Raw genomic sequence first — 26474 nt, forward strand, 5'->3', positions numbered from 1 at the left:
CTCCTCCCACCACGACGCGAAACCGCGCGAACACAGGGGGAAGTACACAAATGGAAGGGGTTCCTATCCGCTCCGTCTGCCGGTCCATCTCGGTCCTGCAAGTCATCAATTCGCATGGCCCACTGCCGCTGATGGACATCGCGCGCATCGGCAACCTGCCCTATCCCACGGTCTTTCGCATCGTGCAGACGCTCGTGCACGAGGGACTGGTCGAGCAGGAACCGACGTCCAAGACCTACCGCCCGACCGCGCTCGTCGAATCGCTGGCCCACGGCTACCGCTCGGACGGCCCCTTGAGCGAAGCGAGCCGCGAGCCCATCGCCACGCTCACCCGCGACATCGGCTGGCCGGTCTTCGTCTCGGTACGCGTTGGCCAGCGCATGGTCGTGCGCGAATCGACGCACGCCCAGACCTCGATGACCTTCGAACCGTGCAATCCGGGCGTCACCATCCCGCTGCTCAGCAGCACCACCGGCCGCGCCTACCTCTCGGCCCTGCCGACCGCGCGCGTCCACGCGATCCTCGACAGTGCGGAGCGCAACCGCTGGGGCCTTGATCCCAACTTCGAGCGCGAGGCCTTCCTCGCCCGCCTCGAACAGATCCGCGCCCGCGGCGTAAGCGCGGCTCCCTACACCTCGCGCGAGGCCAACCGGACCGCCTCCATCGCGGTGCCGATCGTGGCCGACGGCGAAGTGGAAGCGACACTCACGTTGACCTACTTCTTCAACGCGATGAACGAGCAGACCGCAATCGAGCGTTACGCCAACCGCCTCCACGCGGTGGCCTCACGCATCTCCGACCGGCTCGAATGCCGCGCGGTGGCCGCCTAGAGGGAAAGGGCCATGGAAAGAACTGCCTCTGCAAGGGGTCATCACCCCTTGCCCCCGGAATCGGCGACGTCACCTTTCTCGGCCAAGTCGGCGCGACAAAGGTGAGTTCGACAGTCTGGGGAGCCCGAGGGCGATGGCCCTCGGAAATCCTCTTTCCGTCACCCGGCTTCTTTCCTGCAAACTCTGCGGTTTGCTGATTAAGTTCCCTGGCCTAGCCGCGCCGGGCGCGCTTGACAGCGCCCGGCAAAATGCAATGCTGACCCGAAATGCGTTGCCGAAAAGCGCGCACCTTGGGGACACCATCACGCGATGCCGGCATTCTCGCGCTTCCTGCGCTACTTCATGGCCGTGGGCCGCCTCGGCTCGATCCGCAAGGCTGCGGACGAGTTGAACCTGTCGGCCTCGGCCATCGACCGCCAGATCCTCAACGTCGAGGCCGAGCTGGGCATGCCGCTGTTCGAGCGCCTGCCCACCGGCCTCAAGCTGACCGCGGCGGGCGAACTGATGATGGCCAGCGCCCACCAGTGGGAAAAGGGCATGACCGAGGTCCGCGCGCGGATCGAGGACCTGCGCGGGCTCAAGCGCGGCCACGTCGAGATCGCGGTGATCGATGCCCTCACCCGCGGCTACATTCCCGAGACCGTCCACCGCATCCAGCGCGACTATCCCGGCATCACGATCTCGCTGCGCGTGCTCGACAACGATTCGGTACGCCGCGCGGTCGCCGAGGGTGAAGTCGATTGCGGGATCATGTTCGATCCCCAATCGCTGCGCGAGTTGAACGTGCGCGCCTACGTGGAAGTGGTGCTCGGCTTCGTCACCCCGCCCGGCCATCCCTTCGGCGCGCGCGAGGAGGCCCGCTTCTCGCAATGCGTGGGCGAACCCATCATCGCGCCGGGCGAACCGCTTGCCGTCGGCCAGCAGGTCGCCCTTCTCGAAGCGGCCACCAGCGTGCCGCTTGAACGGCGCGTCACCTCGGACAATATCCAGATGATATCGGCACTTGTGCGCCAGGGCGCAGGGATTGGCATCCTCACCTCGCTCGATGTCATGACCGAAGTGCAGGAAGGCCGACTGCAGTTCACGCGCATTGCCGAACCGCTGCTGCGGCCCATGACGCTGGCATTGTGCACCGCCTCGACGCGCACGCCGTCCTATGCCGCGGCGCTGGTCCTGCGCGAGATCGGCAATGGCTACACCCGCCTTGACCACCGCAGCGCGCTGGCCGGTTTCGGGACAGATACGGCGCGCGAGGCGGGGGAATAGCGCGCGTTCCAATATTGTTTGCAGGGCCGGAATTGGGTAATTCGGAAGGCTCTCCCTCCTCCAAGCTTTCCTCTCAGGAGTCCCCCATGGACGACACGTCCGAGCCCCAACTGCAGTACCTCGAATACTACGAGGACTTCCTTGCCAAGGTGCGCGTTGTCTCGCGCAAGGTCGCCGACAGCGACTGGATGCCCGATTTCGTGATCGGGATCGGCCGCGGCGGCCTCGTTCCGGGGTGCTACGTCTCGCACCAGCTCGACGTCCCCATGCTCTCGATCGACCACTCGGCCAAGCAGCCCGACTTCGCCGACGAGCTCCTCGCCAAGCTCGCGGTGATGAGCGGCGAGGGCAAGAAGCTGCTGTTCATCGACGACATCAACGACAGCGGCGGCACCATCGAATTCCTGCGCGCGCGCCTTGCCGAACTGGGCGCGGACGCCAGCTTCGTGCGCTTTGCGGTCATCATCACCAACACCAGCTCGCGCGCGAAGACCGACTACTGGGCCCAGACCATCGATCGCAGCCACGACAAGCGCTGGTTCGTCTTCCCCTGGGAATCGGTCTCGACCCGGGAAACCATTACCGCCGAAGCGCTTTCGGTACCTGAAAGGCTTGCCTGAGGCCTTCGTGCCTGCCCCTCCCGTGCGATAGCAGAAAGAAGATCCCGTTCATGCGCATCTGTGTCTACCTCGGTTCCTCCCCCGGCCGTAACCCGATCTACCGCGAGACGGCCGAGCAGTTCGGCACGCTTCTCGCCAAGCGGGGCATCGGCCTTGTCTATGGCGGGGGCGAAGTGGGCCTGATGGGCGTGATCGCGGACGCGGTCTGCGCGGCGGGCGGCGAGGTGATCGGCGTGATCCCCGAGGCGCTTCGCGCGCGCGAGAAGGACCACCAGGGCATCACCGAGCTGCACGTGGTCAAGTCCATGCACGAACGCAAGGCACTGATGGCCAAGCTCTCCGACGGCTTCGTCACGCTTCCGGGCGGCATCGGCACGTTCGAGGAGATGTTCGAGGCCTGGTGCTGGTCGCAGCTGGGCTACCACGCCAAGCCCGTGGGCCTGCTCAACGTGGGCGATTTCTACAATGGCCTCATCCAGTTCGTCGACAAGATCGTTTCCGAGGGCTTCCTCCAGGACCGCCACCGCGACATGCTGCTGGTCGACGACAACCCCGAGCGCCTCCTCGACCGCATCATCGAGTTCATTCCGCCCCAGACCGAGCATTGGCTCCACGAAGGCGAGAACTGAGGCACAGCTAACGCGGGCCGGCGGAGAGACACCTTCCGCCGGCCCGTTTCGCATGTGGCTCTAGGCAAAGCCCGCCTGCGCAAGAGTGCCGCGCAGTTGGCTATCGCGCGCCGAGGCCAGCTCGAACAGCCGCGCGTAAGGATCCCCTGCAAGTCCCAGAACCTGTGCGAAGGCCGGTTCGGTCTTGACCCCGCTGCGCCGCACTTCTCGCACCGCAGCGTGGAAGGCAACTCCACCCAGGGCCAGCAAGCGCCGTTCCACCTCGAAGTGGCGCCACCCCGCCTGCATCGCGACCGGCACTGGCGCGCCGAAGACTTCGAGGGGCAGATCGCAGATGGAAAACTGCGCGATCACCGCCCGCTCCCCCTGCGTCCACTGCCGCAGGGCGAAGTGCTCGCTCTGTGCGAAACGCGCCCAAAGCTCGTGCGCAAACGCCTTCGCATCGGGCGCATGGCAAACGATGTCCACATCGCTGCCCGCGACGTCCAGTCCGAGCGGGAAGGTGCCGACCACACGGGCATCATAGGCCGCCAGGACATCGGGCAATCCGCTCGACGCGAGGATACCGCGCCAATCCATCCGATCAGTTGCCCTGCCGCTGGGCCCCTTCGCGCATGGCCGTGACCATCAGGTCCTCCAGCCTCGCCGGGTCAATTGCCAGAACCACGTTCGCCTTGCGCTCGCCGAGACCGGGTTGGTAGTGTTCGTGCCAGCTCAGCGTGGCACCGTACTTGGGCCCGAAATCGGTGACGTAATCGACGTAGAGCTGGTCCGCCTTGGTGACGATACCCGGATCCAGCACATAGCCCGCCGCGATCTCGTCCCAGAGCGGGAAGCCCGGTTCAAGGCCTGCGATGAACGCCGCGACCTTGCTGGGCGCCGCCTTCTCCAGCCGCGCCAGAAGTCCGGGCGTGCGCTGGGTCGCGGTGGAGGGATCGACCGGGATCACCGTCAGCTTGCGCCAGGGGCTGCGCGAAACAATGCTCGCCGCCTCGGGATCGAAGGCGACGTTGAACTCGCGGCGCGGTGTGTTCTCAAACTCGCGCGCGAACTCCGCTGCGGACTGGTCCTTGAGCACCTGCTGCGGATTGAAGCTGCCACCCATGTAGACGAGTTCGCCCACCAGGCTTGCGAACTGGGGATCGAGACGCTGGGCGAGCGCGAGGTTGGTGAGTGGCCCACAGGCCACGATCGTGATCTCGCCCGGGTACTGGTGCACCATCCGGATCAGGAAATTCGCCGCGATCTCCTCCGACTTCTGCAAGTGCGAGTTGCCACCGGGCAGCTCCACCGGATCGAAGGGGCCATGGTATTCGGGGGTCGACTGCACGGTGGGCTCGACCCAGTCGCGCATCCACGCGCCTTTCCAGACAAGCTTGCCGTAAAGCCCTTCCCAGCGCGCGGTCGCCGCCTCGGAGTTGAGAAGCGGAAAGGTCGCCCCTTGCGCGACGGGGATGTCCTCGCGGTCCGTCAGCTCCAGCCCGCGCAGCGCCAGCGCCGTCGCCCGGTTGGCCCAGACATCGCCCGAGACCGTGGTGATGCCCACGACGTTAATCTTGCGGCTTTCCAAAAGCATGAGGTGCATGAGCGCAAAGCCCTCATCCTCGATGATGACCTTGCGCGGTGCCCCTTCCTCGGCTTGCGCCGCAAGAGCCGCCACCGGCGCGAGGAACAGGGCCACAAGCAGCGCCAGTGCAGCGCAGGCACGCCTGTGCATCAGGCGACCTCGGCGACGAAGGCGTCGATCGCAGCCAGATGGCGCGCGATGTCCTCTTCCGGCAGGAACGATCCGGTGAAGCTGTTGCGCGCCAGCGTCACCAGGTCCTCGCGCCCCAGCCCGCGCGCCTCTGCAACGGCCCGATAGTTGTCCGCGATGTAGCCCCCGAAATAGGCCGGATCATCGGAATTGAGCGTCGCCTTCAGGCCCGCCTTGAGCATGGCGTCGATGGGGTGCTGCACGATGTCGTCGATCACGCAGAGCTTGAGGTTCGAGAGCGGACAGACCGTCAGCGTCATGCCGCTGTCCGCCAGCCGCCTGGTCAGTACCGGATCCTCCAGCGCGCGGTTGCCGTGATCGATCCGGTCGACATCGATCAGGTCGAGCGCCTGGTAGACATATTCCGGCGGCCCCTCCTCGCCCGCGTGCGCGGTGAGCTTCAGGCCCTTTTCGCGCGCCGCAGCAAAGACCTGTGCGAACTTGATCGGGGGATGGCCGACCTCGCTGGAATCCAGCCCCACCGCCGCGATCCGGTCGAGCCAGGGCTCGGCCGCCGCAAGGGTCTCAAAGGCGGCCTCTTCGCTCAGATGCCGCAGGAAGGAGAGGATGAGGCAGCTGGTCATGCCGTGCTTCGTACGCGCCTCCTCCATTGCCGAGAGCAGCCCCTCGATCACCTCGGCAAAGGGAATGCCGCGATCGGTGTGGGTCTGGGGGTCGAACATCAGCTCGGCATGGACCACCCCGTCCCTCGCGGCCCGGTCGAAATAGGCCATGGCCATGTCGTGAAAATCGCGCCGCGTGCGCAGCACATTGGCGCCTGCGTAGTAGATGTCGAGGAAGTCCTGAAGCCTGGTGAAGGCATAGGCCGCGCGCACCTCCTCCACGCTCGCATAGGGGATCTCGACCTGGTTGCGGCGGGCCAGCTCGAACATCAGCTCAGGCTCGAGGCTCCCCTCGATATGCAGGTGCAGTTCGGCCTTGGGAAGCCTTGCAATAAACGTGTCGAGATCGGTCATCATGCTGTCCTTTCCCAGGCGCACCCGCCCAGAACGTAGGTGCGGGCCACGGCCCGGTCATCGCCCAGAACCTGAAGCGCAAACAGCCGCTGCGCAAGAGGAGCGTCCTGTGTACGGCGTGCAAGAAGCGGGGTCGCGGCAGGGTCCAGCACCACAAAGTCCGCCTCCTGCCCGACCTCCAGCGCCCCGACCTTGTCGGCAATGCCCAGAAGCTGCGCACTTCCCAGTGTTGCGAGGTACAGCGCACGGAAGGGAGAAAGCCGGTCCTCGCGCGCCAGCGCCGCCTGGTAGGCAAGGCCCGCCGTGTGCAGCAACGAGAAGGTCGTGCCCGCCCCGACGTCGCTGCCCAGCCCCAGCTTCACACCAAAACGGTCCGCCTGCCCGAAGTCGAAATGGCCCGACCCCAGGAACAGGTTGGAGCTGGGACAGACCGCGATGCCCGCCCCGCTTTCGTGCAGGCGCGCGCAGGACCGGTCGGGCAGATGGATACCATGCGCGAAGACCGAGCGCGGCCCGACGAGGCCGAAGCGGTCGTAAACATCAAGATAGTCCGCCGCATCGGGGAAACGCGACGCGACGGCCGCGCACTCGTGGACATTCTCGGCCAGGTGCGTGTGCAGAAGAACCTCGGGATGCTCGGCCAGGAAGGCGCCCGCATCGGCGAGCTGCGCGTCGCTGGAGGTCAGCGCGAAACGCGGGGTCAGTGCATAGCCCAGCCGCCCACGTCCGCGCCAGCGCCGCAGCAGCGCCTCGCTCCCGGCCCGGCCCGAGGCGACACTGTCGCGCAGGCCCTCGGGGCCTTCGTCCATCAGCACCTTGCCCGAGATGACCCGCATGCGCCGCGCCAGCGCCGCCTCGAACAGCGCGTCGACCGAGTGTTCATGGACCGTTGCAAAGACCAGCGCGCTCGTCGTTCCGTTGCGCAGCATTTCGGTCAGGAATGCCTGCGCCAGCGCGTCAGCGTGGGCGCGCTCGGCAAAGGCCATCTCGGCCGGGAAGATGTGGCGCTCCAGCCAGTCGAGCAATTGCTCGCCATGCGCGGCCATGCTGTCCATCTGCGGATAGTGGACGTGGGCATCGATGAAGCCCGGCACGACAAGGCCGGGCAGCCTCTCGGTCGGCACCTGGGCGAAGCGCCCGGACAGGTCGGCATGGTGCCCGCGCGCCACGACGATCCCGTCCTCGACCACAAGCAGACCATCCGCCTCGTAACGGATCGCCCTCTCACCGTCGGGCCCTGCATCGCGCGGATCACAGGTCAGCGACAGGAACTCCCCCCGGAACGCGCGCAAGGCCATTACTGCCCCCTCAGCTGGAGAAGCTGGGCGAGCACCGAAATCGCGATCACGTCGGGCTCCTTGCCTTTCACCCCCGGCACCCCGATGGGCGTTGTCAGGCGCGCGAGGGCCTCATCGGAGATACCATCGGCCTTGAGGCGCGAGCGGAAGCGGGCAATCTTGGTGGACGAGCCGATCAGGCCCACGAAGGCGACCGGATCGCGTCGCAGCGCGGCCAGGGTCAGGTGGTAGTCGAGCGGATGGTCGTGCGTCAGGATCGCGATGGCCGCCTCGGGCGGCGCTTCCTCGATGCAGGTCGCAATGTCCTCGACATCGACGATGGTCACCCCGTCGAGATCGGCCAGTTCCGGGCGAATGTCGAACCAGGCCAGTTGAAGCGGAAGGCCCGTCGCATGCCACGCGATGGCCTGCCCGACATGCCCCGCCCCGAACAGGTAGACCGGACGCGGACGCTCCCCCACCGGCTCGATGATCCGCGCGCCCGCGACCGGCTTGTCTCCGCGCGCGGACTGGCGTGTCGCCGTCTCGCGGTCATGGATGCGCCGCCGCACCGCGCCGTCCTCGAAGCAGGTCTCCAGCATGCGACCGGGCTCGGCCTCGTGCAGCCAGTCGAGCCCTGCGGGATCCAGATGCTCAATGAGGAGACGCACACGCCCGCCGCAGCATTGGCCAAGGAGAGGCCCGAGCGGATAGTCCTGCACACGCCAGGTCCCGACCGGCCGGTCAAGGATCGCGCGCGCCTGTTCGACTGCGCGGTATTCCAGCTGACCGCCGCCGATGGTGCCCTGCTGGTCCCTCGCAGTCACCAGCATGCGCGTGCCGCCCCCGCGCGGTGCCGAGCCCTCGGTCGCGAGCACGGAAACCATGGCACAAGGGCCGGCCTCGAGACGCTGCAGCCAACCGATCCACTGGGTCATGCCGCCGTGCCCTCCTTGCGATGCCCCGCAATCGCGGCCAACACCTTTTCCGGCGTTGCCGGTGCATCGAGTGGGGGCAGGCACCGCGCCTCAGGCACACAGGCCCCGACCGCGCGGTTGAGCGCAGAAAAGACCGAGATTGCAAGCATGAAGGGAGGTTCGCCCACGGCCTTGGAGCGGTTGATCGTGGGCTCCACGTTCTGCCCGTCCCACAGTTCGATGGTCAGGCGTTTCGGGCGGTCCGAAGCGGTCGGGATCTTGTAGGTCGCCGGGCTGTGGGTGAGCAGGCGCCCCTTCGCATCCCAGACCAGTTCCTCGGTGGTGAGCCAGCCCTGCCCCTGTACGAACCCGCCCTCGATCTGGCCCTTGTCGATGGCCGGGTTGAGTGAGGCGCCCACGTCGTGGAGGATGTCGACGGCCAGCACCTTGTGCTCGCCGGTCAGCGTGTCCACCGCGACCTCGCTCACCGCCGCGCCATACGAGAAGTAGTAGAACGGACGGCCCTTGTGGGCAGCCCGGTCGTAGGCAATGTCCGGCGTCGCGTAGAAGCCGGTGGAACTGAGCGATACGCGGCCGATCTGCGCGCGCCGCGCCACTTCGCCGAAGGTGAGCCTGGCCGCGCCTGCCTGCACACCATCGGCCCCGAACGTCACATCCTCGGGCGCACAAGCGTACGTGCGCGACAGGAAATCGACGAGGCGCGCCTTGATCGTGGAAGCCGCGTTGAAGGCGGCCATGCCGTTGAGGTCGGCCCCGGAACTCGCCGCCGTCGCGGACGTGTTGGGTACCTTGTCGGTACGGGTCGCGGTGCAGCGAATGGTGTCGAGCGCTACGCCGAAGACATCGGCGACAACCTGCGCCACCTTGACGTAGACCCCCTGCCCCATCTCGGCCCCGCCATGGTTCACCTGGATCGAACCGTCCGCATAGACATGGACGAGAGCGCCCGCCTGGTTGAGGTGCGTCGTCGTGAAGCTGATGCCGAACTTGACCGGCGTCAGCGCAAGGCCGCGCTTGATCACAGGGCTTTGCGCATTGAACGCATCAATCGCCTTGCTGCGCGCATCGTAGCGCGCGGTTTCGCGCAGGCGCGCGATCATTTCGGGCGCGATGTTGTCCCTGATCTCCATGCCATAGGGCGTTTCGCTGCGTCCGGCCGCGTAGAGATTGGCAAGACGCACCTCGAGCGGATCACGGCCAAGGCGCGCGGCGACATCATCGAGGATACGCTCGATCGCGAGCATCCCCTGAGGACCGCCGAAGCCCCGGAAGGCGGTGGCCGAGACGGTGTTGGTCTTGAGCCGTTCCGAGACGATCTCCACGTCGGGCAGGTAGTAGCAGTTGTCCGCGTGGAACATCGCGCGGTCGTTGATCGCGGGCGAGAGATCCACGCTTGCCCCGCACGGGCTCGACAGGAACAGCGACAGCGCCAGGAGATGCCCCTCCTCATCGTAGCCGACCTCGTAGGCGACTTCGAAGGGGTGACGCTTGCCGGTCATCACCATGTCGTCGTCCCGGTCGCAGCGCAGCTTGGCAGGACGGCCGGTCCTCGCAGCCACCAGCGCGGCCGCCGCAGCAAAAAGCGCGGCCTGCGTCTCCTTGCCGCCGAAGGCCCCGCCCATGCGCCGCACTTCCACCGTCACATCGGCCGAGGTCAGGCCAAGCATGTGCGCGACGAGATGCTGCACTTCGCTGGGGTGCTGGGTGGAGCTGACGATATGCACCGCGCCATCCTCGCCGGGAGTCGCCACCGCGATCTGGCCTTCCAGGTAGAAGTGGTCCTGGCCGCCCATCTCGAAGGCACCGCGGGCGCGGTGCGGAGCACGGGCCAGCGCGGCCCCGGCATCGCCGCGCACCATGCGCTGCGTGGGCTCGATGAGGCTGTTTGCCGCGCGCGCCTGTGCCGGCGTGATTGCGGCGTCAAGCGGTTCGTATTCGACTTTCGCAAGGCGTGCCGCGCGCCGTGCGGCCTCGCGGCTGGTTGCCGCGACGAGGAACAGCGCCTGGCCGTGGCTTACCACTTCGTCTTCGGCCAGCAGCGGATCGTCGTGCGCGACGGGTGCGACATCGTTGGCGGCGGGAATGTCGGCGGCGGTGTAGACACTGTGAACACCGGGCGCCGTGCGCACCGCCTCGAGATCCATCGACACGATACGGGCGTGGGCCTCGCTGCTTTGGCCAAAGCACAAGTGCAGCATATCGCCCGGTTCGGCGAGGTCATCGGCATAGCGCGCTGCGCCCGTCACGTGCAGATGCGCGCTCTCGTGCGGGTGCGAGGGCCTGGCCAGAACGACCGCGCCCGGTTCGGGATCGCGCTCAGCCATCAAGCGCCTCCATGTCCAGCACCGAAACCGCCCCGCCTTGTTCGCGCAGCCAGAGGCGACGCAGCAGATTGCCCGCCGCTTCGAGGCGGTAGGCGGATGAGCCACGCACGTCGTCGAGCGGCGTGAAATCCTCGCGCAGAGTCTCGGCTGCACGCTCCATCGTTTCCATCGTAAAGGGCGCGCCGACCAGCGCGGCCTCGCACGCCGCCGCGCGGCGCGGGGTCGCCGCCATACCGCCAAAGGACACGCGGGCCGACGCGATCTGCTGGTCCTCCAGTGTCAGAGCAAAAGCCCCGCACACCGCCGAAATATCGCTGTCGAAACGGCGCGAGAGCTTGGCGATATGGATCACCGTACCGGGCGCGGGGCGCGGTATGCGCACCCCGGCCACGAACTCGCCGTCGCGCAGGTCCTGCTTGCCATATGCGAGAAAGAAGTCCTCGAGAGGCAGCGTGCGCGTACCTTCGATGCTGCGCAGCACAAGCTGCGCGCCAAGCGCGATCAGCGCCGGCGGGCCATCGCCGATGGGCGAGCCGTTGGCGATGTTGCCGCCGATGGTACCCGCGTTGCGAACCTGCAGCGCGGCAAAGCGGCGCCACAACTCGCCCAGGTCGGGATGAAGCTGCGCCAAGGCCGCATGAGCCTCGGCATGACGGACATTGGCCCCAAGAAACAACGCTTCATCGGTTGCTTCGATTGCGGCCAGCTCGGCGATATCCCCGATGAAGATCACCGTCTCGAGGACCTTCAGGCCCTTGGTCACCCACAGGCCCACGTCGGTCGCTCCGGCCACAAGCGTGGCATCGGGATGCTCGCGCAGGAGCCCAGCCAACTCATCCGAGCTGCGCGGGGCGAACCAGCGCCGCCCCTGCCACTCGCCCGAGGCCGGTGTTCCTGCGATCTCGGCAAGTTGCGGGATCAGGGCGGCATCGTCCTGCGCAAGAACCGGCACCTCCTGCGCGGCCTCCAGGATGGGGCCATAGCCGGTGCAGCGGCACAAGTTGCCCGCGATCACGTCCTCGACCGGGAGCTCGCAGCCGGTTGCGCCAATGGCGCGGCCATGGAGCGACATGACGAAACCCGGCGTGCAGAAGCCGCACTGCGAGGAACCGTTGGCCGCCATACAGGCCTGCAGCGGATTGGGAATACCGTCATGTGCGAGGCTCTCCACCGTCATCAGCGCCTTGCCGTGCAGCATGGGGAGGAACTGGATGCAGGAATTGAGCGCGCGCCACTGAACCTTGGGTCCCGCTTCCAGAGTCCCGACCAGCACCGTGCAGGCACCGCAGTCGCCTTCCGCGCAGCCCTCCTTGGTGCCGCTGCGGCGAAGCTGCGTGCGCAACAAGTCGAGCACCGAAGCGGTCGGATCGAGCGTCTCGAGATCAATCCGCTCACCATCAAGAAGAAACGAGATGGCCATGTCAGCTGCCCCGATACGTCGAGTAGCCGTAGGGTGAGACGAGCAGCGGCACGTGGTAGTGCGCGCCCGTCTCGGCGATGCCGAAGTCGATCTGGACAACATCGAGAAACGGCGGTTCGGGCAGGTGCACGCCCTTGCCCCGAAAGTAGTCGGCGACGGCGAAGCGCAGGTGGTATCCGCCCGAGGGCACCTGCGGCAGGTCCGGGCAACGCCCGTCCGCGTTGGTCGTGCCTGTGAACAGCACCGAGCCGCCCTCGGCGATCAATTCTATGCCGACCCCGCTGGCGGGCGTGCCGTGGGCGGTGTCGAGAACGTGGGTCGAAAGTGTGTTCATGCCGCGTCTCCGGTTTCGGGAAGTGGCCATTCGCCGACGAATTCGGGATCATCGTAAGCGAGGAATTCCTCGACCAGCACGTCCTTGTCATCGAGGAACAGCTGGTCGGCAATGCTGCGCAGCAAACGCGGCAGCGCAAGGTGCAGGCCCGAGAGCGCCGAGGCCGAGAGGCCCAGGCTGATCAGCGCGGAATAGTTGAAGGCGAAGAGGCCATGGAGCGGTGCACCGTCAACGCCCTGGCGCGCGCAGAACTCGAAACCGTCACCCAGGTAAGGATGGGCATCGATCAGCGCGTTACGTGGCCCCTTGGGCGTCACGACCTCACCCCAGCGCGCGATGAGATCGGCAACTTCGGCTAGTTCCGGGCGCAGCGCCGGGTCACTGATGAGCCCGGTCGAGATCACCACGAAGTCGAATTCGTGATGGCCATGCGGCGTGGTCACGCGCACCAGCCCGTTGTGCTCGGCAACGTCCAGCCAGGGCGCCCCGGTGTGGAGATGAAAGCCCGGCCAGGACGCAGCGCGCGCGAATGTATCATTCGTCGGGGGCTGGTTGTGCCCCAGGAAACAGTCCATCGCCGCGTACTTCGTCGCGTCATCGAGCGCAGGATAGCGCGCGGCAAAGCCCACCTTCTCCATGAACCGGATCGGATTGACGCGCGGAAGCTGGCTGCGGCGGATGAAGACTTCGGCCGCCTCCACCCCTTGCGAAAGAGCGAAATGGGCGTTGTCGAAAGCGGAGGCTCCGCCGCCCAGGATGCCAATGCGCTTCCCGTGGAGCGCGGCAAAGTCGATGGGCTCGCTGGTGTGCGCCCAGAGCGCCTTGGGCAGGTTGTCGCGCACCATGGCAGGCGTGTGCCATTCCCCCCCGCCCTGGATGCCGGTGGCAAGAACCACCTTGCGCGCGAGTTCGCTCGTGCCGTCGGCAAAGTGCAGACGGTGGAGCGCTTCACCCGGCACAGGCTCGATGCGTACCAGCTTCGCCTCGTTGACCACGGGAAGGTCGAGAACATGGCGGTACCAGCGCAGATACTCCATCCAATCCCCGCGGACGATCTTGTCGAGAGCGGCCCAGCCCGCAGCGCCATGTTGCGCCTCCCACCAGGCCTGGTAGGTGAGCGAAGGCACACCGAAATCAAGCGGGGTGAGCGTCTTGGGCGTGCGCAGCGTGACCATGCGCGCATAGGTCTCCCACGGCCCCTCGAAGCCTGCCGGGCTTTCATCGAAGATCATGACGTTGGTCACGCCTTCGCGCCTGAGGCCAAAGGCCGTCGCAAGGCCGCACTGCCCGCCGCCGATCACGGCAACATCAAGCACATCCTCGCCCTCGAACTGGCGCGGGCGTACCCATTGCGGGCGGTTGAAGGCGACAAGCTCCAGCTCGCGTTCAAGGCGCTGTTCCAGCGCGCGCAGGCCCATCTGTTCGGTCATGCGAGGTCTTCCAGGCGCAGGCGGACGATCTCGCCGATCTGCGCGAGGGCAGTGGCGATCTCGGTCTCGCGGTCGTTGGCGAGGCGCGCGCGCATGGCGGCAAGGATCCCGGCCTTGTCGGTCAGGCGCACGCAGATGATGAAGGGGAAGTCGAAGCGCTCGCGGTAGGCCGCATTGAGCGCGTGGAACTCCTCGTATTCGGCCGGCGAAAGGCGGTCGAGCCCGGCGCTCGCCTGCTCCGACGCGCTCGCCTGCGTCAAGGTGCGGTCGATGGCGGCCTTGCCGGCAAGTTCGGGGTGCGCGCGGATGAGCGCGAGTTGCTCCTCGCGGCTCGCGGCGTGGACCACGGCCATGAGATCGGCGTGCCGGTTTCCGTGAGACGGTGCGGCATCGGCGCGCGCCTCGACCCAGGGGCTGTGTTCGAAAAGCGCCGCCATCAGTGGGTGTTTCCTTCGAGGCTTACGTGCGCGGAGACGACCTTCCAGCCGCCGAAATCGCCGTCATCGAACTTCACCCAGCTCTGCGTCTGGCGCCCGCGCCGCTCCGATCCCTCGCGAAAGAACTCGGCATCCGCGGTCGCGAAGGCATCGCCGTAAGTCACGATCGAGATCTTGCCGAGCGTGCGCTGGGGCGAGCCGCCGCGTCCCTTGCGAAACGCCCGGATTTCCTCGATGCCGTAGAGCACTTCGCCCACCCCATAGCGGTTGGTGGTTTCAGCCTCGTGGAAGAGCGCGTCCATCGCCGCAATGTCATCCTCCATCAGCGCGCGTTCGTATTCGTGGAACGCGGCGGTGACTTCGGCGAGGAGAACGGGATCGTTGATCTTCATGTCGTCTCTCCGGCGTAAGGATGCGTGGTCTGCCAGTGGCGGGCGATGTCGATGCGGCGCGCGATCCAGGCCTCGCCGCTTTGTGCAACATGATCGAGGAAGCGGCCGACCCAGCGCGCGCGGCCGGGCTTTCCGGCGATGCGCGCATGCAGGCCCACCGACATCATCCGCCCGCCTTCCTCGACCAGTTGGTCATACGTGTCGCGCATGTGGCGGAAGAACTGCTCGCCTTCGGTAAAGCCGTTGTAGGCGACGATCTTCATGTCGTTGACGTCGAGCGTATAAGGCACGACCAGCTGCGCGCGGCCATGCTTGTCATCCCAGTAGGGCACGTCGTCGGCGTAGCTGTCGGCATCGTACACGAAACCGCCTTCCTCGGCCACGAGACGTGCGGTGTTGGGCGACGTCCGCCCCTGGTACCAGCCGAGCGGGCGGGTGCCGGTTACCGTTTCGTGGAGCGCGATGGCCTCGGCGATGTGCGCGCGTTCGACCTCTTCGGGGACATTCTGATAGTCGATCCAGCGCAGGCCGTGGCTGGCGATCTCCCAGTCGGCCGCCCGCATCGCGGCAACTGCCTCGGGGTTGGCTTCGAGCGCTTTCGCCACGCCGAACACCGTCACCGGAAGGCCGCGCGATGCAAACAGGCGGTGAAGACGCCAGAACCCGGCGCGACTGCCGTATTCGTAAAGGCTTTCCATCGCCATAGCGCGGTCCGGGTGGCTGGCTGCGCCGACCATTTCGGAGAGGAAGGCCTCGGAACCCTTGTCGCCGTTGAGGACGTTGTTCTCCGCGCCTTCCTCGTAGTTGATGACGAACTGGAGGGCGACGCGCTTGCCGCCCGGCCAGTGCGCCTCGGGCGGGCTGGCACCGTAGCCGACAAGGTCGCGCGGCGTCGTGTTCATGCGGTTTCTCCCACTCCGGCACTGTCCCAGGCCTCGATCGCAGCGGGCACTGCCTCGCCCAGCGGCAGCACGAACCCATGGGCACGCAGGCTCGCCTCGAGTGCACCGAGCGTGATCAGCACCTTGTGCTTCATCGCGTTGTAGCCCATCGCGCCCAGCCGCCAGATCCGCCCCTGCAAGGGGCCGAAGGCCGTGCCGATCTCGATCTCGAAGGTATCGCGCATCATCGCGCGCACCGCCTCGCCATCGACGCTGTCCGGGATGTGGACGCCCGTGACGTTGGACATGCGGTGCGCGTCATCGCCAAAGACGGTGAGGCCCATCGCGCGCAGACCCGCCGCCATCGCGCGGCCCGAACGGGTGTGGCGATCATAGCGCGCGGCCAGTCCCTCGCCCAGCGCCACACGAGCGCATTCGCGCGCGGCGTAGAGCATCGAGGTCGCCTCGGTGTGGTGGTTGAGGCGCTTTTCCGACCAGTAGTCCATGATCATGGCGAGGTCGAAATAGTTGGAGGAAATGCGCGGTCCCTGCCCGTCCTCAAGCCCCTTCATGCGGATGCCCGCCTCAGTGTGCCGGCGCGCGAAGATGTGCTCTGCCGCTGTGTCCGAGATGGTGATCGGGGCCGAGCCCGAAGGCCCTCCCAGGCACTTCTGCAGGCCGCCCGTCACGACATCGACATCCCAGCGGTCGGCGGCGAGCTCCATGCCGCCGATGGTCGCGGTCGCATCGACGTAGGAGAGCGCGCCCGCCGCACGGCACAGCGCGCCGAAACCCTCAAGCGGCTGCGCCATCGTGGTCGAGGTATCGCCGTGGATCGTCGCCACCAGCCTGGGCGAGGTGCGCGCGATGGCCTCCTCGATTGCCGCGAGCGGGACAACTTCGCCCCAGGACGCCTCGACCGTCTCGATGCGCGCGCCGATGCGGGTGAGAATCTCGGTCAGGAGCAGGCCGAAGCGGCCAAAATTGACGACAAGCACGGTCTCGCCCGGCGCGACAAGGCTGACGAGCGCGGCCTCGATCCCTGCGCGCGCGGTGCCATCGACCAGCATCGTCCAGCGGTTCTTCGTGCCGAAGATCGGGCGGTAGAGCGCCATGACCTGCTCCATGTAGCCGGTCATCTCGGGGTCGAACTGGCCGAGCAGGTCGGCCGACATCGCGCGCAGCACGCGCGGGTGCGCGTTGACGGGGCCAGGCCCCATGAGCAGGCGCTGGGGCGGGTCGATCTCCCCGAAGAGAAGGGGATCGAGTTCAACGGGCATGGTGGCGCTCTCCGAGACGGTCGAGGAAACCGAGCATGACGGCGAGCGCGACTTGCGCGTCCGCAGGCTCCACATGTTCGGCCGGGTTGTGGCTGATGCCGCCCCTGCAGCGCAGGAACAGCATGGCGGTGGGGCACAGCGCGCCCATGTTCATGGCATCGTGGCCCGCGCCCGAAACGAGGCGAAAGACCCGCTGGCCTGCGCTTTCGTGGGCGGCGTCGAGCAATTCCATCAGACCCTCATCGCAGGGGCTGGGCGGCAGGTCGTGGATGCACGCGACGTCCAGGTCGAGCGCGCGCGCCGCAGCAATCGCCTGGCAGCGCGTCAGGATTGCCTCGGCCACGCGGTTGCGGCGGCGTACATCGCCCGCGCGCACGTCGAGAGTGAAGCGCACTTCGCCCGGAATGACGTTGGGCGCGCCGGGCAGTGCCTCGATCCGGCCAACGGTGGCGACGGCATCGGACATGTCGGCGGCGGCCAGTTCCTCGGCGGCAAGCACCATCTGCGCGGCACCGGGAAGCGGATCGCGGCGCAGCGGCATCGCGCTCGTCCCCGCGTGTCCGGCAAGACCCTTGAGAGTAATCGCATAGCGCAGCTGCGCGGCAATGCCGGTGACTGTCCCCACCGCAAGACCATTGGCTTCGAGCACCGGGCCCTGTTCGATATGGGCTTCCAGATAGGCAAAGATCTCGCCCCGCGCGCGCCGGGCGGTGAGGTATGCACCCAAGTCCACTCCGGCCTCGGCCAGCGTCACCCCATCGCCATCGGCAATGTCGAGCGCGCCGCGCTCCAGCGTGCCGGCCACCGCACGGCTGGTCAGCATCGCGGCGGGAAAGCGCGAACCTTCCTCATCGCCAAAGGCATAGACCTCGATTGCGAAGGGAAAGCGACGCCCCTTTGTGTTCAGCGCGGCCACGCACTCGATCCCCAGCATGATGCCGAGCGGTCCGTCGTAGGCACCGCCATCGCGCACCGAATCGAGATGGCTGGCGATCATCAGCGCGGGCGCATCGGGGCGGCTCGCCTCGTAACGACCGATAAGGTTCGCGGCGGCATCGCGGCGCACCTTCATCCCGGCCTCTTCCATCCAGCCGGTCAATGCCTCCTGCGCGGCGGCATAGGCCGGCGTCAGGTAGCCGCGGTAGAGCCCCCCTTCGATGTCGGAATAGGGAGCCTCGCGCAGCACATCGCAGCGCGCGACAGCGCGCGCGCCGCCCGGCATGGAGAGCGCGCTCACCATCCCAGGGCCGCCCCGTCGCTGCGCGGATCGCTCGCGCCTGCAAAGCCGCCTTCGGGCGGGCGCACCAGCGCGCCCGCATGCCCCATCATGGCGCTGGGTGGGCCGACCCGCTCGACATCATGCCCCGCCGCTTCGAGCGCCGTGTAAAGCGCAGGATCGAAGCCGTCCTCCAGCTTGAGCGAGGTCGTGACATCGCCCCAGGTTCGCCCGAGCAGCCAGCGCGGTGCCGAAATCGCCTCCTGCAGGTCCACGCCGTAGCGCGCGTAGCGGGTAAAGAGCGCGGCCTGCGTCTGGGGCTGCCCCTCGCCGCCCATCGTGCCGTAGGCCATGATCCGGCCATCGTCGAAGAGCGCCATGGCGGGATTGAGTGTGTGGAAGGGCTTGCGCCCGGGCTTGAGGGCATTCCAGCCCTCTTCGGCGAGACGGAAGGAGGAGCCCCGGTTCTGCCAGGTAATCCCGGTCTGCGGCAGCACCAGCCCCGAGCCGAACTCGAAGTAGGTCGACTGGATGCACGAGACCACCCGGCCCTCTCCGTCGGCGGCGGCAAACCAGCAGGTATCGCCCCACTGCGGGGGCTGCGGCCAAGTGAGAGCCTTCGCGGGATCGATGCGCGCAGCCAGGGCGTCGAGCGCATCGGGATCGGCGAGCAGGCCCTGAAAATCGAAATCGGTGAAGGACAGATCGCCCACGTGCGCATCGCGGAGCAGAAATGCCTGCTTGGTCGCTTCGACGAGGCCGTGGACGTGATCGAAACCGTCCGGCGCGTCGGCCTGTAGGCGGTCGAACAGCGCGAGGATCAGGAGCGAGGCGAACCCTTGCGTGGGGGGCGCGGTGTTGAAGAGCCGCGCGCCCGTGATCGGCACCGAGAGGGGCGCGGGGCGGCTCACCGCATGCGCGGCGAGGTCAGCCGCCGAGACCGGACTGCCCAGCGCCGTGAGGTCTTCGGCCAGGCGCGCGGCCAGCGAACCTGTGTAGAAACTCGCCAGGCCCTCCCGCGCGAGCGTGCGCAACGTTTCGGCGAGCGCAGGCTGGCGCAGCACGTCGCCTTCGGCAAGCGGGCGGCCTTCGGGTTCGAAGATGTCGGCATAGGCGCCGGGCTGGCTGCGCAGTTCCTCGCCTTTGGCCTGTGCAATCCCGGCCCCGCCTGCGGTCACGGCAACGCCGGTCTCGGCATGGACGATGGCATCGCGCAGCAGTCGGTCGAGCGGGAGGGTGCAGGCCGGGTCGGCCAGTGCCGCCTCCCAGGCCGAGACCGTGCCCGCCACCGTGTTGGCGGCCAGAGGACCGCGCTGGGGCACCGCATCGAGGCCTGCATAGAGGGAGAGGTCCGCGCTCGCCGCCGCCCCGCCCACGCCGTGGATCGCGTGGAGGCGCCCATCGGGCTCGCGGATCAGCCAGAAGCCATCCCCGCCGATCCCGGTCATGTGCGGATAGACCGCGCTCAGGGTGGCCGCGATGGCAACGCAGGCCTCCAGGGCCGTTCCGCCCTCGGCCAGCACGTCGCGGCCCGCCTGCGCGGCGAGGTGGTGTGGAGCGGTGGCGATGCCATTTTGCGCGGTGACGGTCTGCATGGGTCTGGGCCTTCTGTTCAGTCCGGAAGCGCGGCGAGGAACGCGCGCACGACATGCGCGGAATTGACAGACGCAAGCGCCATGAAGGTGTTCATCTGGTTCTCGCCATCGTCGCCGCCGGCGAGGTCCGACAGGCTGCGAAAGACGATGGCAGGCACCTCGTTGGCGTAGGCGACCTGCACCACGGCGGCGCTTTCCATATCGACGACGCGCGCGCCCCAGGCGGCCTGAAGGTACTCGCGAAACTCCTTGTTGTCGGCAAAGACGCCCGCGCTCACGCCCGTGCCGCCGACCACCACCTTGGGCTCCTCGACCAGGCAGTGCGTACCGCTTGCCGTGCCCGAAGGCCCGGTGCAGCGCTGCAGGCTGATGCGGGCGGTCACATCCTCGGCCAGCTGGAGCAGCGCGGGGTCTGCACCGAGCGTGTAGTGGCGCACCGGGGCCTCGCTCGCGTTGCCCACGCGCACGCCGCGCGGGAACATCATCTCCCAGTTGGCGGGGGCACCTTCGTCGACCGGCTCGGGTGTCACCCAGCCCTCGCCGGTGCGGCGCGCGAAGGAGACTTCAAGGTACTGCGCCCAGTCCCTAGCCACCACCACATCGCCGATCGAAAGCGCCGGATCGACCCCGCCCGCGATCCCGGAGAAGACAATGCGCTTCACCTTGAAACGGTCGAGCACGAGCTGGGTGTTCATCGCCGCGTTGACCATGCTCACCCCGCTCTGCATCAGCACCACGGGCTTTCCTTCCAGCGTTCCGGCCAGGAAGGTGAGGCCATTGGCGCTGTATTCGTGCGGCTCGGCAATGGCTGGGGCCAGCGCATCCCATTCGGGCGCAAAGGCGGTCATCACCACCGTGCGCGGGGTCGTGTCGAAGGGCTCGGCCAACGCGGGGGCAGAAACAAGCGCGAGCGCGGTGGCAAGAAGAGACATGGCACGACGCATCAGGCAGCTCCCATCCAGATGAAGCGGGCAACGAAGAGAGAGGCAAGGACCAGCAGGAAAAGGTCGCTCTTGCCGAAGGTTCCGCGCACGATCTTGAGCACCGCGTGGGCGGTAATCCCGAAGGCAAGGCCATTGGCGATCGAGAAGGTGAAGGGGATCATCGCGACAGTCAGGAAGGCGGGGATCGCGCAGAGCGGATCCTCCCACTCCACCTCGGTCAGCGGCAGGCACATCATGCCGCCCACGATGATCAGCGCAGGTGCGGTCGCGGCAAGCGGAATGAGCTGCGCGTAAGGCGCCACGAACATCATCGCGAAGAACAGGAGGCCGGTGACAATGGCGGTAAGCCCCGTGCGTCCGCCCACCTGCACGCCCGAGGCGCTCTCGACGTAGCTTGTCACCGTGCTCGTGCCCGCCATCGAGCCGACCATGGTCGCCACCGCATCGGTGACCAGGATGCGGTTGAGACGCGGGATCTTTCCGTCCGAACCGATCAGCCCCGCGCGCTTGGTCACGGCGACAAGCGTGCCGATGTTGTCGAACAGGTCGACGAAGAGAAAGACGAAGAGCACTTCGAGAAGGCCGAGGCCATGCTGGCCTTCGGAGCCGAACACACCGCCCAGGTCCAGCTGGAACAGCGTGCCGGTCATCGCCTCGAGCGAATAGGGTTCGGGCGTGAAGCTGACGAGGCCGAACAGCCAGCCCAGAACCGTCGTCGCGACAATCCCGATCAGCATGGCTCCGCGCACGTTCCAGGCGCTGAGCCCGCCGATCAGGATCAGCCCGAAGAGCGCAAGCGCGGGGGCAGGCTGGCGCAGGTCGCCCAGCGCAACGAACGTCGCCGGGTTGGCGACGACAATGCCGGAATCGCGAAGACCGATGAAGCCGATGAACAGGCCGATACCGCCCGCGACTGCGGCAAAGAGGTACTGCGGGATCGAGTGGACGATCAGCTGGCGGATGCCGGTCAGCGTCAGGAGCAGGAAGGCCACGCCCGAAATGAACACGCAGCCCAGCGCCACCTGCCAGGGCACGCCCATCTGCTGCACCACGGTAAAGCTGAAGTAGGCGTTGAGCCCCATGCCCGGCGCCAGCGCAAGCGGAGTATTGGAGGTAAAGCCCATCAGGATCGAGGCAAAGGCTGCGGCAAAACATGTCGCCGCCGCGACCGCCGCGACAGGCATGCCCGCCGTTCCCAGGATCGCGGGATTGACGAGGACGATGTAGGCCATCGTCAGGAAGGTGGTGAACCCGGCCAGCACCTCGGTGCGCGGCGTGGTGCCGCGCGCGCGCAGTTCGAAGCGGCGTTCCAGCCGCGCGTCCCAGGCGCTGCCCTGCCCGGCCAGCGTCTCTGTGTCACTCATTGCGTAGTCCCCTCTTCGCGTGTCTCGGCCATGCAGGCCGGCGCGCTCACCCCCGTGAACCCGCGCATTTCCAGCTGGCGTGCCAGCGCGAACAATTTGTCCTCCTCACCCGGCTTGCCGATCAGCTGCAGGCCGAGCGGCAAGGCGCCTGGTCGCTTCAGAGGCACGGCCAGCGAGGGAAAGCCCAGGAACGTGATCGCCTGGGTGTGAATACCAAGGTCCGCGCGCGCGGGCCGCATCCCGCCATCGATCGCGATACGAGGATCCTCGATGCGCGGGGCGGTACAGGGCGTGGCCGGTGCCAGGACCACATCGGTGTCCGCCAGCATCGCCGTGACCCTGGCGATATAGTCCGCCCGGAACGCGCGCGCCTCGTCCACGATGGTCTCGGGCAGGAGGGCGCCTGCGATCAGGCGGTCGCGCACTTGCGGATCGTAGTCCATGGCCCGCTCCGCCAACATGGCGCGGTGGAGCATGCCGCCCTCGTGCGCGGTGATCAGAAACGCCGCCGAGCGCGCCCGGCCAATCTCGGGGATCTCCAGCAAGGGCCCCTCGCCCGCAATGGCGTCCATCGCGGCGAGCTGGTCGGGATCGGCGTTCACCCGGAAGCGCCCGCCCAGCCGCGCAACGCGCAGGTCCGCAGCCGTGAGCGGGACGTTCGGCTCCCCACGCAGCACCGCCCAGACCCGCTCCATGTCTTCCACCGACCTCGTGAAAGGCCCGACATCATCGAAGCTTTCGGCAAACGGAAAGACCCCGTCCAGCGGCAGCGCGGTATGCGTGGGCTTCAGGCCATAGAGCCCGGTGAGGCTGGCGGGCACGCGCACCGAGCCGTTGGTGTCCGATCCCAGCGCCAGCGGCAGGAGCCCGGCCGCCACGACGGCCGCCGAGCCGCCCGATGACCCGCCCGCAAGACGCGCCAGGTCGTGCGGGTTGCGCGTGGTGCCATAGGCCGCGTTGATGGTCGCAAAACCATAGGCGAACTCATCCATGTTGAGCGTGGCGACCAGCACCGCGCCTGCCGCCTTCAGCCGCGCCACGGCCTTGGCATCGCACGGCGCAGGCGGCGCATCGGCATAGACGCGCGAGCCTGCCGTAGTGGGCCGTCCGGCGACGTCGAAAAGGTCCTTTACCCCGTAGGGCACACCCGCCAGCGGCCCCGGATCCTCGCCCACCGCGATCCGGGCATCGACGGCGTCCGCTTCAGCGCGCGCGCGCTCGGCCAGAAGCTGCGTCACCGCGACCAGCGGCGCGGCCCGTGCCTCGATATCGGCAAGACAGCCTTCAAGGACCGCGCGGGCCGTGACCTCGCGCCCCCGTACCGCCCGAGCGATGTCGCAGGCCGTCGTGCGGTGCCAGGAGATCATTCCCCGTCCTCTGCGCGCATGCGGCGCACATGGCTTTCGAGCAGCTCCAGGTTGGCTTCGACGCCGGGACGGCATGCCTGCGGGATCGGCAGTCCGACAGCGGCGGCGGCGGCATCGATGGCCGCGTGCGAGCGCGGGACGGCAGCGCCGCCGGACCGGGGCGGTGTGGACGTGGTCATGCGGCCTCATCTCCTGGCTGGAGGACGCGCACAGCGCGCGCCAGCACGGGAAGGCATGCGCCAAGCCCCTGTGCAACCACGCGATCATGCCCCGTTGCAGCCCTGCGGGCAACGGGCCAATTGCCCCCTCCCACGCAAGGTTGGCGCAAGACGGAGCGCGGATCGAGTCCGATCCGGGAGAAAGGCAAGGCGCGGCGCATGCCCCTCTCCTGCCTGCCGCCACCCTATCCAGCAAACGCAATGATCTGGACAGATCGTTGCAAAAAAGAGAGCGCCCCTGTCGGGGGCACTGCAGGCGCTCTAATTTTCGCAACACCTTGTAAAATTCATTGCATTTGCTTGCACATCAATGCGCCACTAGCCCTACGCACCAAGAATAGGGAACAACAGTCCGAGACCGTGCAGAAATGCATGACAATAGAGGACGTAACGACCACCAAGACAGGGCGAGGACAACTGAAAGGGAGAGCAGAACTGTTCGGCCGCGTCAGACAGGGACGACGCGCCGGGGCATTCATGAGGGGGTTAAAATGCGGATTTCACGTTATTTTACAGGCAGGTCGCGCAGATCTGCAGCGCGCGGTCATGCGCTTGTTGCAGGCCTTCTGGGCTGCACCGCGCTGAGCACGCCCGCGCTCGCGCAGGAACCGGCGGAGCGCGATCCGGCCTCCGAGATCGTCGTCACCGGCTCGCTGGACGCATTGCCTGTCGCCGACGTCGGCTCGGTCTTCGGCTTCGACAAGACCATCGTCGAAACGCCGCGTTCCGCCTCTACCGTCAGCGCCGAGCAGATGGAACGCTTCGGCATCACCGAGATCTATGACCTCGTCGCGCAGTCGCCGGGCACCTTCACCAACTCGTTCTTCGGCGTGGGCGGTGCGCTCGACATTCGCGGTACGCCCGGAGAAGTCTACTTCCGCGGCGTGCGTCGCCTCGACAACCCGGGCAACTATCCCACCCCGATTGCAGCTGCGGACCGGGTCGACATCGTGCGCGGCCCCGCCTCGCCGATCTACGGCCCCTCCAAGACCGGCGGCTACATCAACTTCGTGCCGCGTTCCGCGCGCGCGCAGGGCGGCGCCTTCATGGCCAGCCCGGAAGGCAAGATCGGCCTTACGCTGGGCAGCTGGAACAAGACCGACCTCACCGCCCAGATCCGCGGCCCGGGCCACATCGGCACGCAGGAATTCGGGTACAGCCTCTACGCCGAGGTCGAGGATTCGGGCAGCTACTGGGACAACATGTCCACCAACCAGACGATCCTGCAGGCTGCCTTCGACACCGACCTGACACCCGATCTGCGGCTGGAATTCGGTGGCATGTACCACCGCTTCCGCGGCCAGCAGAACGGCGGCTGGAACCGCCTGACGCAGGACCTGGTCGATGATGGCACCTACATCACCGGCAACGCCATCTCGCTCGACACCGATGGCGACGGGCAGATGTCGGTGGAAGAGATCAACGCGGCGGTGCCCGGCGGGCTTTCGATCTTCGGCGGCTTTGCCTGCGGGGGCGGCGTGTTCGCGGATTCGATCACCGATGCGTGCTACACCTCCAGCCCCAACAACCTGCTCAATCTGCAGAACACCGGCACAACCACGCTCAGCCGCCGCAAGACGCTGACCGGCAAGGACGACCGGCTCGACAACAACGCGACCACGCTCTACGCCGACCTCATCTGGACGGGTCCCGGCGACATCGAGATCAAGAACCAGGCCTTCTACGACAGCTACGAGAACATCAACGAGAACGCTTACGGCTTCTCGCAGCTGCACGATTCCTGGGTCTTCGAGGACAAGATCGTCGTCTCCAAGACCTTCGAATCGAGCGCGGGCACCTTCGCCTTCCAGTTCTCTCCCTCGATCCGCTACACCAGCTTCGAGCATGGGGAAGACTTCAACTACGAGTACTTCCACCGCGTCGACCTGACGCAGGGCTACGACCCGGCCAGCGATCGCCTGCTCTCGACCGAGTGCGACTGCAACTACACCTCCTACGTCGATGGCCACTATACCGACGTCGCCTTTGCCGCGCTGACCGACCTCGACTTTGCCTTCGGCCTCGATGTCACACTGGGCGCGCGCTACGACCACGTGAAGGCCAAGTCGACCTCGGACATCGGCCGCATGGAGGCCGCCCAGGTCGCCTCCGACCGCGCCGATGGCATCCCGGACAGCGCTTCGGGCAGCAAGGGCGCCTGGTCGTGGTCGGCGAGCGCCAACTACAAGCTCCCGCTCGGCCTCGTCCCCTACGCCACGATCGCGCGCCAGTCGGTCGTGATCGCGGGACAGGGCGCGGAAATCGCGGTCTCGAACATCGCGGGTGATACCTTCATCACCGCTTCCAAGCTCTATGAAGGCGGTATCAAGGGATCGTGGCTCGACGACACGCTCTACGCCGCGATCTCGGTCTACAAGCAGGAGCGTACCGACTACAACGCGCAGTCGAGCACGGTGAACCAGGCCGTCGAGACCAAGGGCCTGGAGGCCGAACTGCGCTGGGCGGTGGACGAGCACCTGCTCATCACCGGCGCCTATACCCGCACCAAGGTCTATAACCTCACCTTCTACGAGGCGGGCAGCACCTTCAGCTTCCTGGGCATGGAGGACCTCGTCAACGTCACCGACCAGACCCTGCACCTGGGCGGCCAGCCCGGCGGCCTGATCCCCATCACGTCCAAGAGCGATTCGCGGCGCGCGGGCATTCCCACCAACCTCTATGCGCTGACGGCGACCTACGCCTTCGACAATGGCCTGGCCTTTGCGGGCAGCATGGTGGCGGTGGATTCGGTCTATTCGGGCCAGTCGCAGGCGGTGCGCCTGCCCGCCTACACGCTGTTTGATGCCAGCGCGTCGTACAGCACGGGCCCTTGGGATCTTCGCGTCGTGGTCAAGAACGTGACCAACGAGAAGTACTTCCGCGCCAACTTCACCGAACTGTTCGGCTCGACCATCGCACTGCCCGAACGTCCGCGCAGCGTCCAGGCCACGCTGTCCTACAACTTCTGACGCTCCCCCA

Annotated in this window: 24 protein-coding genes; 5 read left to right on the forward strand and 19 right to left on the reverse strand. The window is 67.0% G+C overall.

The window, feature by feature from the left end; all coding sequences use genetic code 11:
* The first annotated feature begins 50 nt into the window (after positions 1–50).
* The 4 genes from HT578_RS09815 to HT578_RS09830 all read left to right on the forward strand — a co-directional run bounded on the left by HT578_RS09815 (position 51) and on the right by HT578_RS09830 (position 3345).
* Positions 51–830, forward strand: coding sequence for an IclR family transcriptional regulator (locus tag HT578_RS09815; RefSeq protein WP_213503806.1), 780 nt, complete (start codon positions 51–53; stop codon positions 828–830).
* Positions 831–1139: 309 nt separating this feature from the next.
* Complete coding sequence (locus tag HT578_RS09820) at positions 1140–2096, forward strand: LysR family transcriptional regulator (RefSeq protein WP_213503807.1); 957 nt, start codon at positions 1140–1142, stop codon at positions 2094–2096.
* Positions 2097–2182: 86 nt separating this feature from the next.
* The gene (locus HT578_RS09825; protein ID WP_039390713.1) at positions 2183–2716 is read left to right on the forward strand and encodes a phosphoribosyltransferase; all 534 of its coding nucleotides are present in this window, start codon (positions 2183–2185) and stop codon (positions 2714–2716) included.
* 50 nt (positions 2717–2766) lie between these two features.
* The gene (locus HT578_RS09830) at positions 2767–3345 is read left to right on the forward strand and encodes an LOG family protein (protein WP_039390710.1); all 579 of its coding nucleotides are present in this window, start codon (positions 2767–2769) and stop codon (positions 3343–3345) included.
* A 60-nt stretch (positions 3346–3405) separates the two neighbouring features.
* Here HT578_RS09830 and HT578_RS09835 read toward each other — a convergent pair whose 3' ends face one another.
* The 19 genes from HT578_RS09835 to HT578_RS09925 are packed head-to-tail and all read right to left on the reverse strand — an operon-like array spanning position 3406 to position 23456.
* Positions 3406–3924: a DUF4269 domain-containing protein gene (locus HT578_RS09835; RefSeq protein ID WP_213503808.1), complete on the reverse strand. Its 519-nt coding sequence runs from the start codon at positions 3922–3924 to the stop codon at positions 3406–3408.
* A gap of 4 nt (positions 3925–3928) precedes the next feature.
* Positions 3929–5062 carry a nucleoside hydrolase gene (locus tag HT578_RS09840; RefSeq protein ID WP_213503809.1) on the reverse strand — a complete coding sequence of 378 codons (1134 nt, stop codon included), beginning with the start codon at positions 5060–5062 and terminating at the stop codon, positions 3929–3931.
* Positions 5062–6078: an adenosine deaminase gene (locus tag HT578_RS09845; RefSeq protein WP_213504244.1), complete on the reverse strand. Its 1017-nt coding sequence runs from the start codon at positions 6076–6078 to the stop codon at positions 5062–5064. The genes HT578_RS09840 and HT578_RS09845 overlap by 1 nt, the downstream gene beginning before the upstream one ends.
* The gene (gene guaD / locus HT578_RS09850) at positions 6078–7376 is read right to left on the reverse strand and encodes a guanine deaminase (protein ID WP_213503811.1); all 1299 of its coding nucleotides are present in this window, start codon (positions 7374–7376) and stop codon (positions 6078–6080) included. The genes HT578_RS09845 and guaD overlap by 1 nt, the downstream gene beginning before the upstream one ends.
* Entirely contained in the window at positions 7376–8293 is a 918-nt protein-coding gene (gene xdhC, locus HT578_RS09855; protein ID WP_213503812.1) for a xanthine dehydrogenase accessory protein XdhC, read from the reverse strand. Before xdhC ends, guaD begins: the two co-directional genes overlap by 1 nt.
* Positions 8290–10617: a xanthine dehydrogenase molybdopterin binding subunit gene (xdhB, locus tag HT578_RS09860; protein ID WP_213503813.1), complete on the reverse strand. Its 2328-nt coding sequence runs from the start codon at positions 10615–10617 to the stop codon at positions 8290–8292. Before xdhB ends, xdhC begins: the two co-directional genes overlap by 4 nt.
* On the reverse strand, positions 10610–12037 hold the full coding sequence (xdhA, locus tag HT578_RS09865; RefSeq protein WP_213503814.1) for a xanthine dehydrogenase small subunit: 1428 nt from the start codon (positions 12035–12037) through the stop codon (positions 10610–10612). Before xdhA ends, xdhB begins: the two co-directional genes overlap by 8 nt.
* A gap of 1 nt (position 12038) precedes the next feature.
* On the reverse strand, positions 12039–12371 hold the full coding sequence (gene uraH / locus HT578_RS09870; protein ID WP_213503815.1) for a hydroxyisourate hydrolase: 333 nt from the start codon (positions 12369–12371) through the stop codon (positions 12039–12041).
* Entirely contained in the window at positions 12368–13801 is a 1434-nt protein-coding gene (locus tag HT578_RS09875) for an FAD/NAD(P)-binding protein (protein WP_277884196.1), read from the reverse strand. Before HT578_RS09875 ends, uraH begins: the two co-directional genes overlap by 4 nt.
* On the reverse strand, positions 13798–14238 hold the full coding sequence (gene uraD, locus HT578_RS09880; RefSeq protein ID WP_213503816.1) for a 2-oxo-4-hydroxy-4-carboxy-5-ureidoimidazoline decarboxylase: 441 nt from the start codon (positions 14236–14238) through the stop codon (positions 13798–13800). The genes HT578_RS09875 and uraD overlap by 4 nt, the downstream gene beginning before the upstream one ends.
* The gene (gene hpxZ / locus HT578_RS09885) at positions 14238–14630 is read right to left on the reverse strand and encodes an oxalurate catabolism protein HpxZ (RefSeq protein ID WP_213503817.1); all 393 of its coding nucleotides are present in this window, start codon (positions 14628–14630) and stop codon (positions 14238–14240) included. Before hpxZ ends, uraD begins: the two co-directional genes overlap by 1 nt.
* Positions 14627–15532 carry an allantoinase PuuE gene (puuE, locus tag HT578_RS09890; RefSeq protein WP_213503818.1) on the reverse strand — a complete coding sequence of 302 codons (906 nt, stop codon included), beginning with the start codon at positions 15530–15532 and terminating at the stop codon, positions 14627–14629. The genes hpxZ and puuE overlap by 4 nt, the downstream gene beginning before the upstream one ends.
* A complete protein-coding gene (locus HT578_RS09895) occupies positions 15529–16791 on the reverse strand; it encodes a pyridoxal-phosphate-dependent aminotransferase family protein (protein WP_213503819.1) in 1263 nt (420 codons plus the stop codon). The genes puuE and HT578_RS09895 overlap by 4 nt, the downstream gene beginning before the upstream one ends.
* Entirely contained in the window at positions 16781–18031 is a 1251-nt protein-coding gene (locus tag HT578_RS09900; RefSeq protein ID WP_213503820.1) for an allantoate amidohydrolase, read from the reverse strand. Before HT578_RS09900 ends, HT578_RS09895 begins: the two co-directional genes overlap by 11 nt.
* Positions 18025–19602, reverse strand: a complete 1578-nt coding sequence (locus HT578_RS09905; RefSeq protein WP_213503821.1) for a gamma-glutamyltransferase family protein — start codon at positions 19600–19602, stop codon at positions 18025–18027. Before HT578_RS09905 ends, HT578_RS09900 begins: the two co-directional genes overlap by 7 nt.
* Positions 19603–19619: 17 nt before the next feature.
* Positions 19620–20546, reverse strand: coding sequence for a 5'-methylthioadenosine/S-adenosylhomocysteine nucleosidase (locus tag HT578_RS09910; protein WP_213503823.1), 927 nt, complete (start codon positions 20544–20546; stop codon positions 19620–19622).
* Positions 20546–21910 carry an NCS2 family permease gene (locus HT578_RS09915; protein WP_213503824.1) on the reverse strand — a complete coding sequence of 455 codons (1365 nt, stop codon included), beginning with the start codon at positions 21908–21910 and terminating at the stop codon, positions 20546–20548. Before HT578_RS09915 ends, HT578_RS09910 begins: the two co-directional genes overlap by 1 nt.
* Positions 21907–23277, reverse strand: coding sequence for an AtzE family amidohydrolase (locus HT578_RS09920; RefSeq protein ID WP_213503825.1), 1371 nt, complete (start codon positions 23275–23277; stop codon positions 21907–21909). The genes HT578_RS09915 and HT578_RS09920 overlap by 4 nt, the downstream gene beginning before the upstream one ends.
* Complete coding sequence (locus HT578_RS09925; protein ID WP_213503826.1) at positions 23274–23456, reverse strand: AtzG-like protein; 183 nt, start codon at positions 23454–23456, stop codon at positions 23274–23276. The genes HT578_RS09920 and HT578_RS09925 overlap by 4 nt, the downstream gene beginning before the upstream one ends.
* A 530-nt stretch (positions 23457–23986) precedes the next feature.
* Between HT578_RS09925 and HT578_RS09930 the strand changes: the two genes are divergently transcribed.
* The gene (locus HT578_RS09930; protein ID WP_213503827.1) at positions 23987–26464 is read left to right on the forward strand and encodes a TonB-dependent siderophore receptor; all 2478 of its coding nucleotides are present in this window, start codon (positions 23987–23989) and stop codon (positions 26462–26464) included.
* Positions 26465–26474 lie beyond the last annotated feature (10 nt).

This window comes from Novosphingobium decolorationis, assembly GCF_018417475.1.
In the GTDB taxonomy this organism is placed as follows: domain Bacteria; phylum Pseudomonadota; class Alphaproteobacteria; order Sphingomonadales; family Sphingomonadaceae; genus Novosphingobium; species Novosphingobium decolorationis.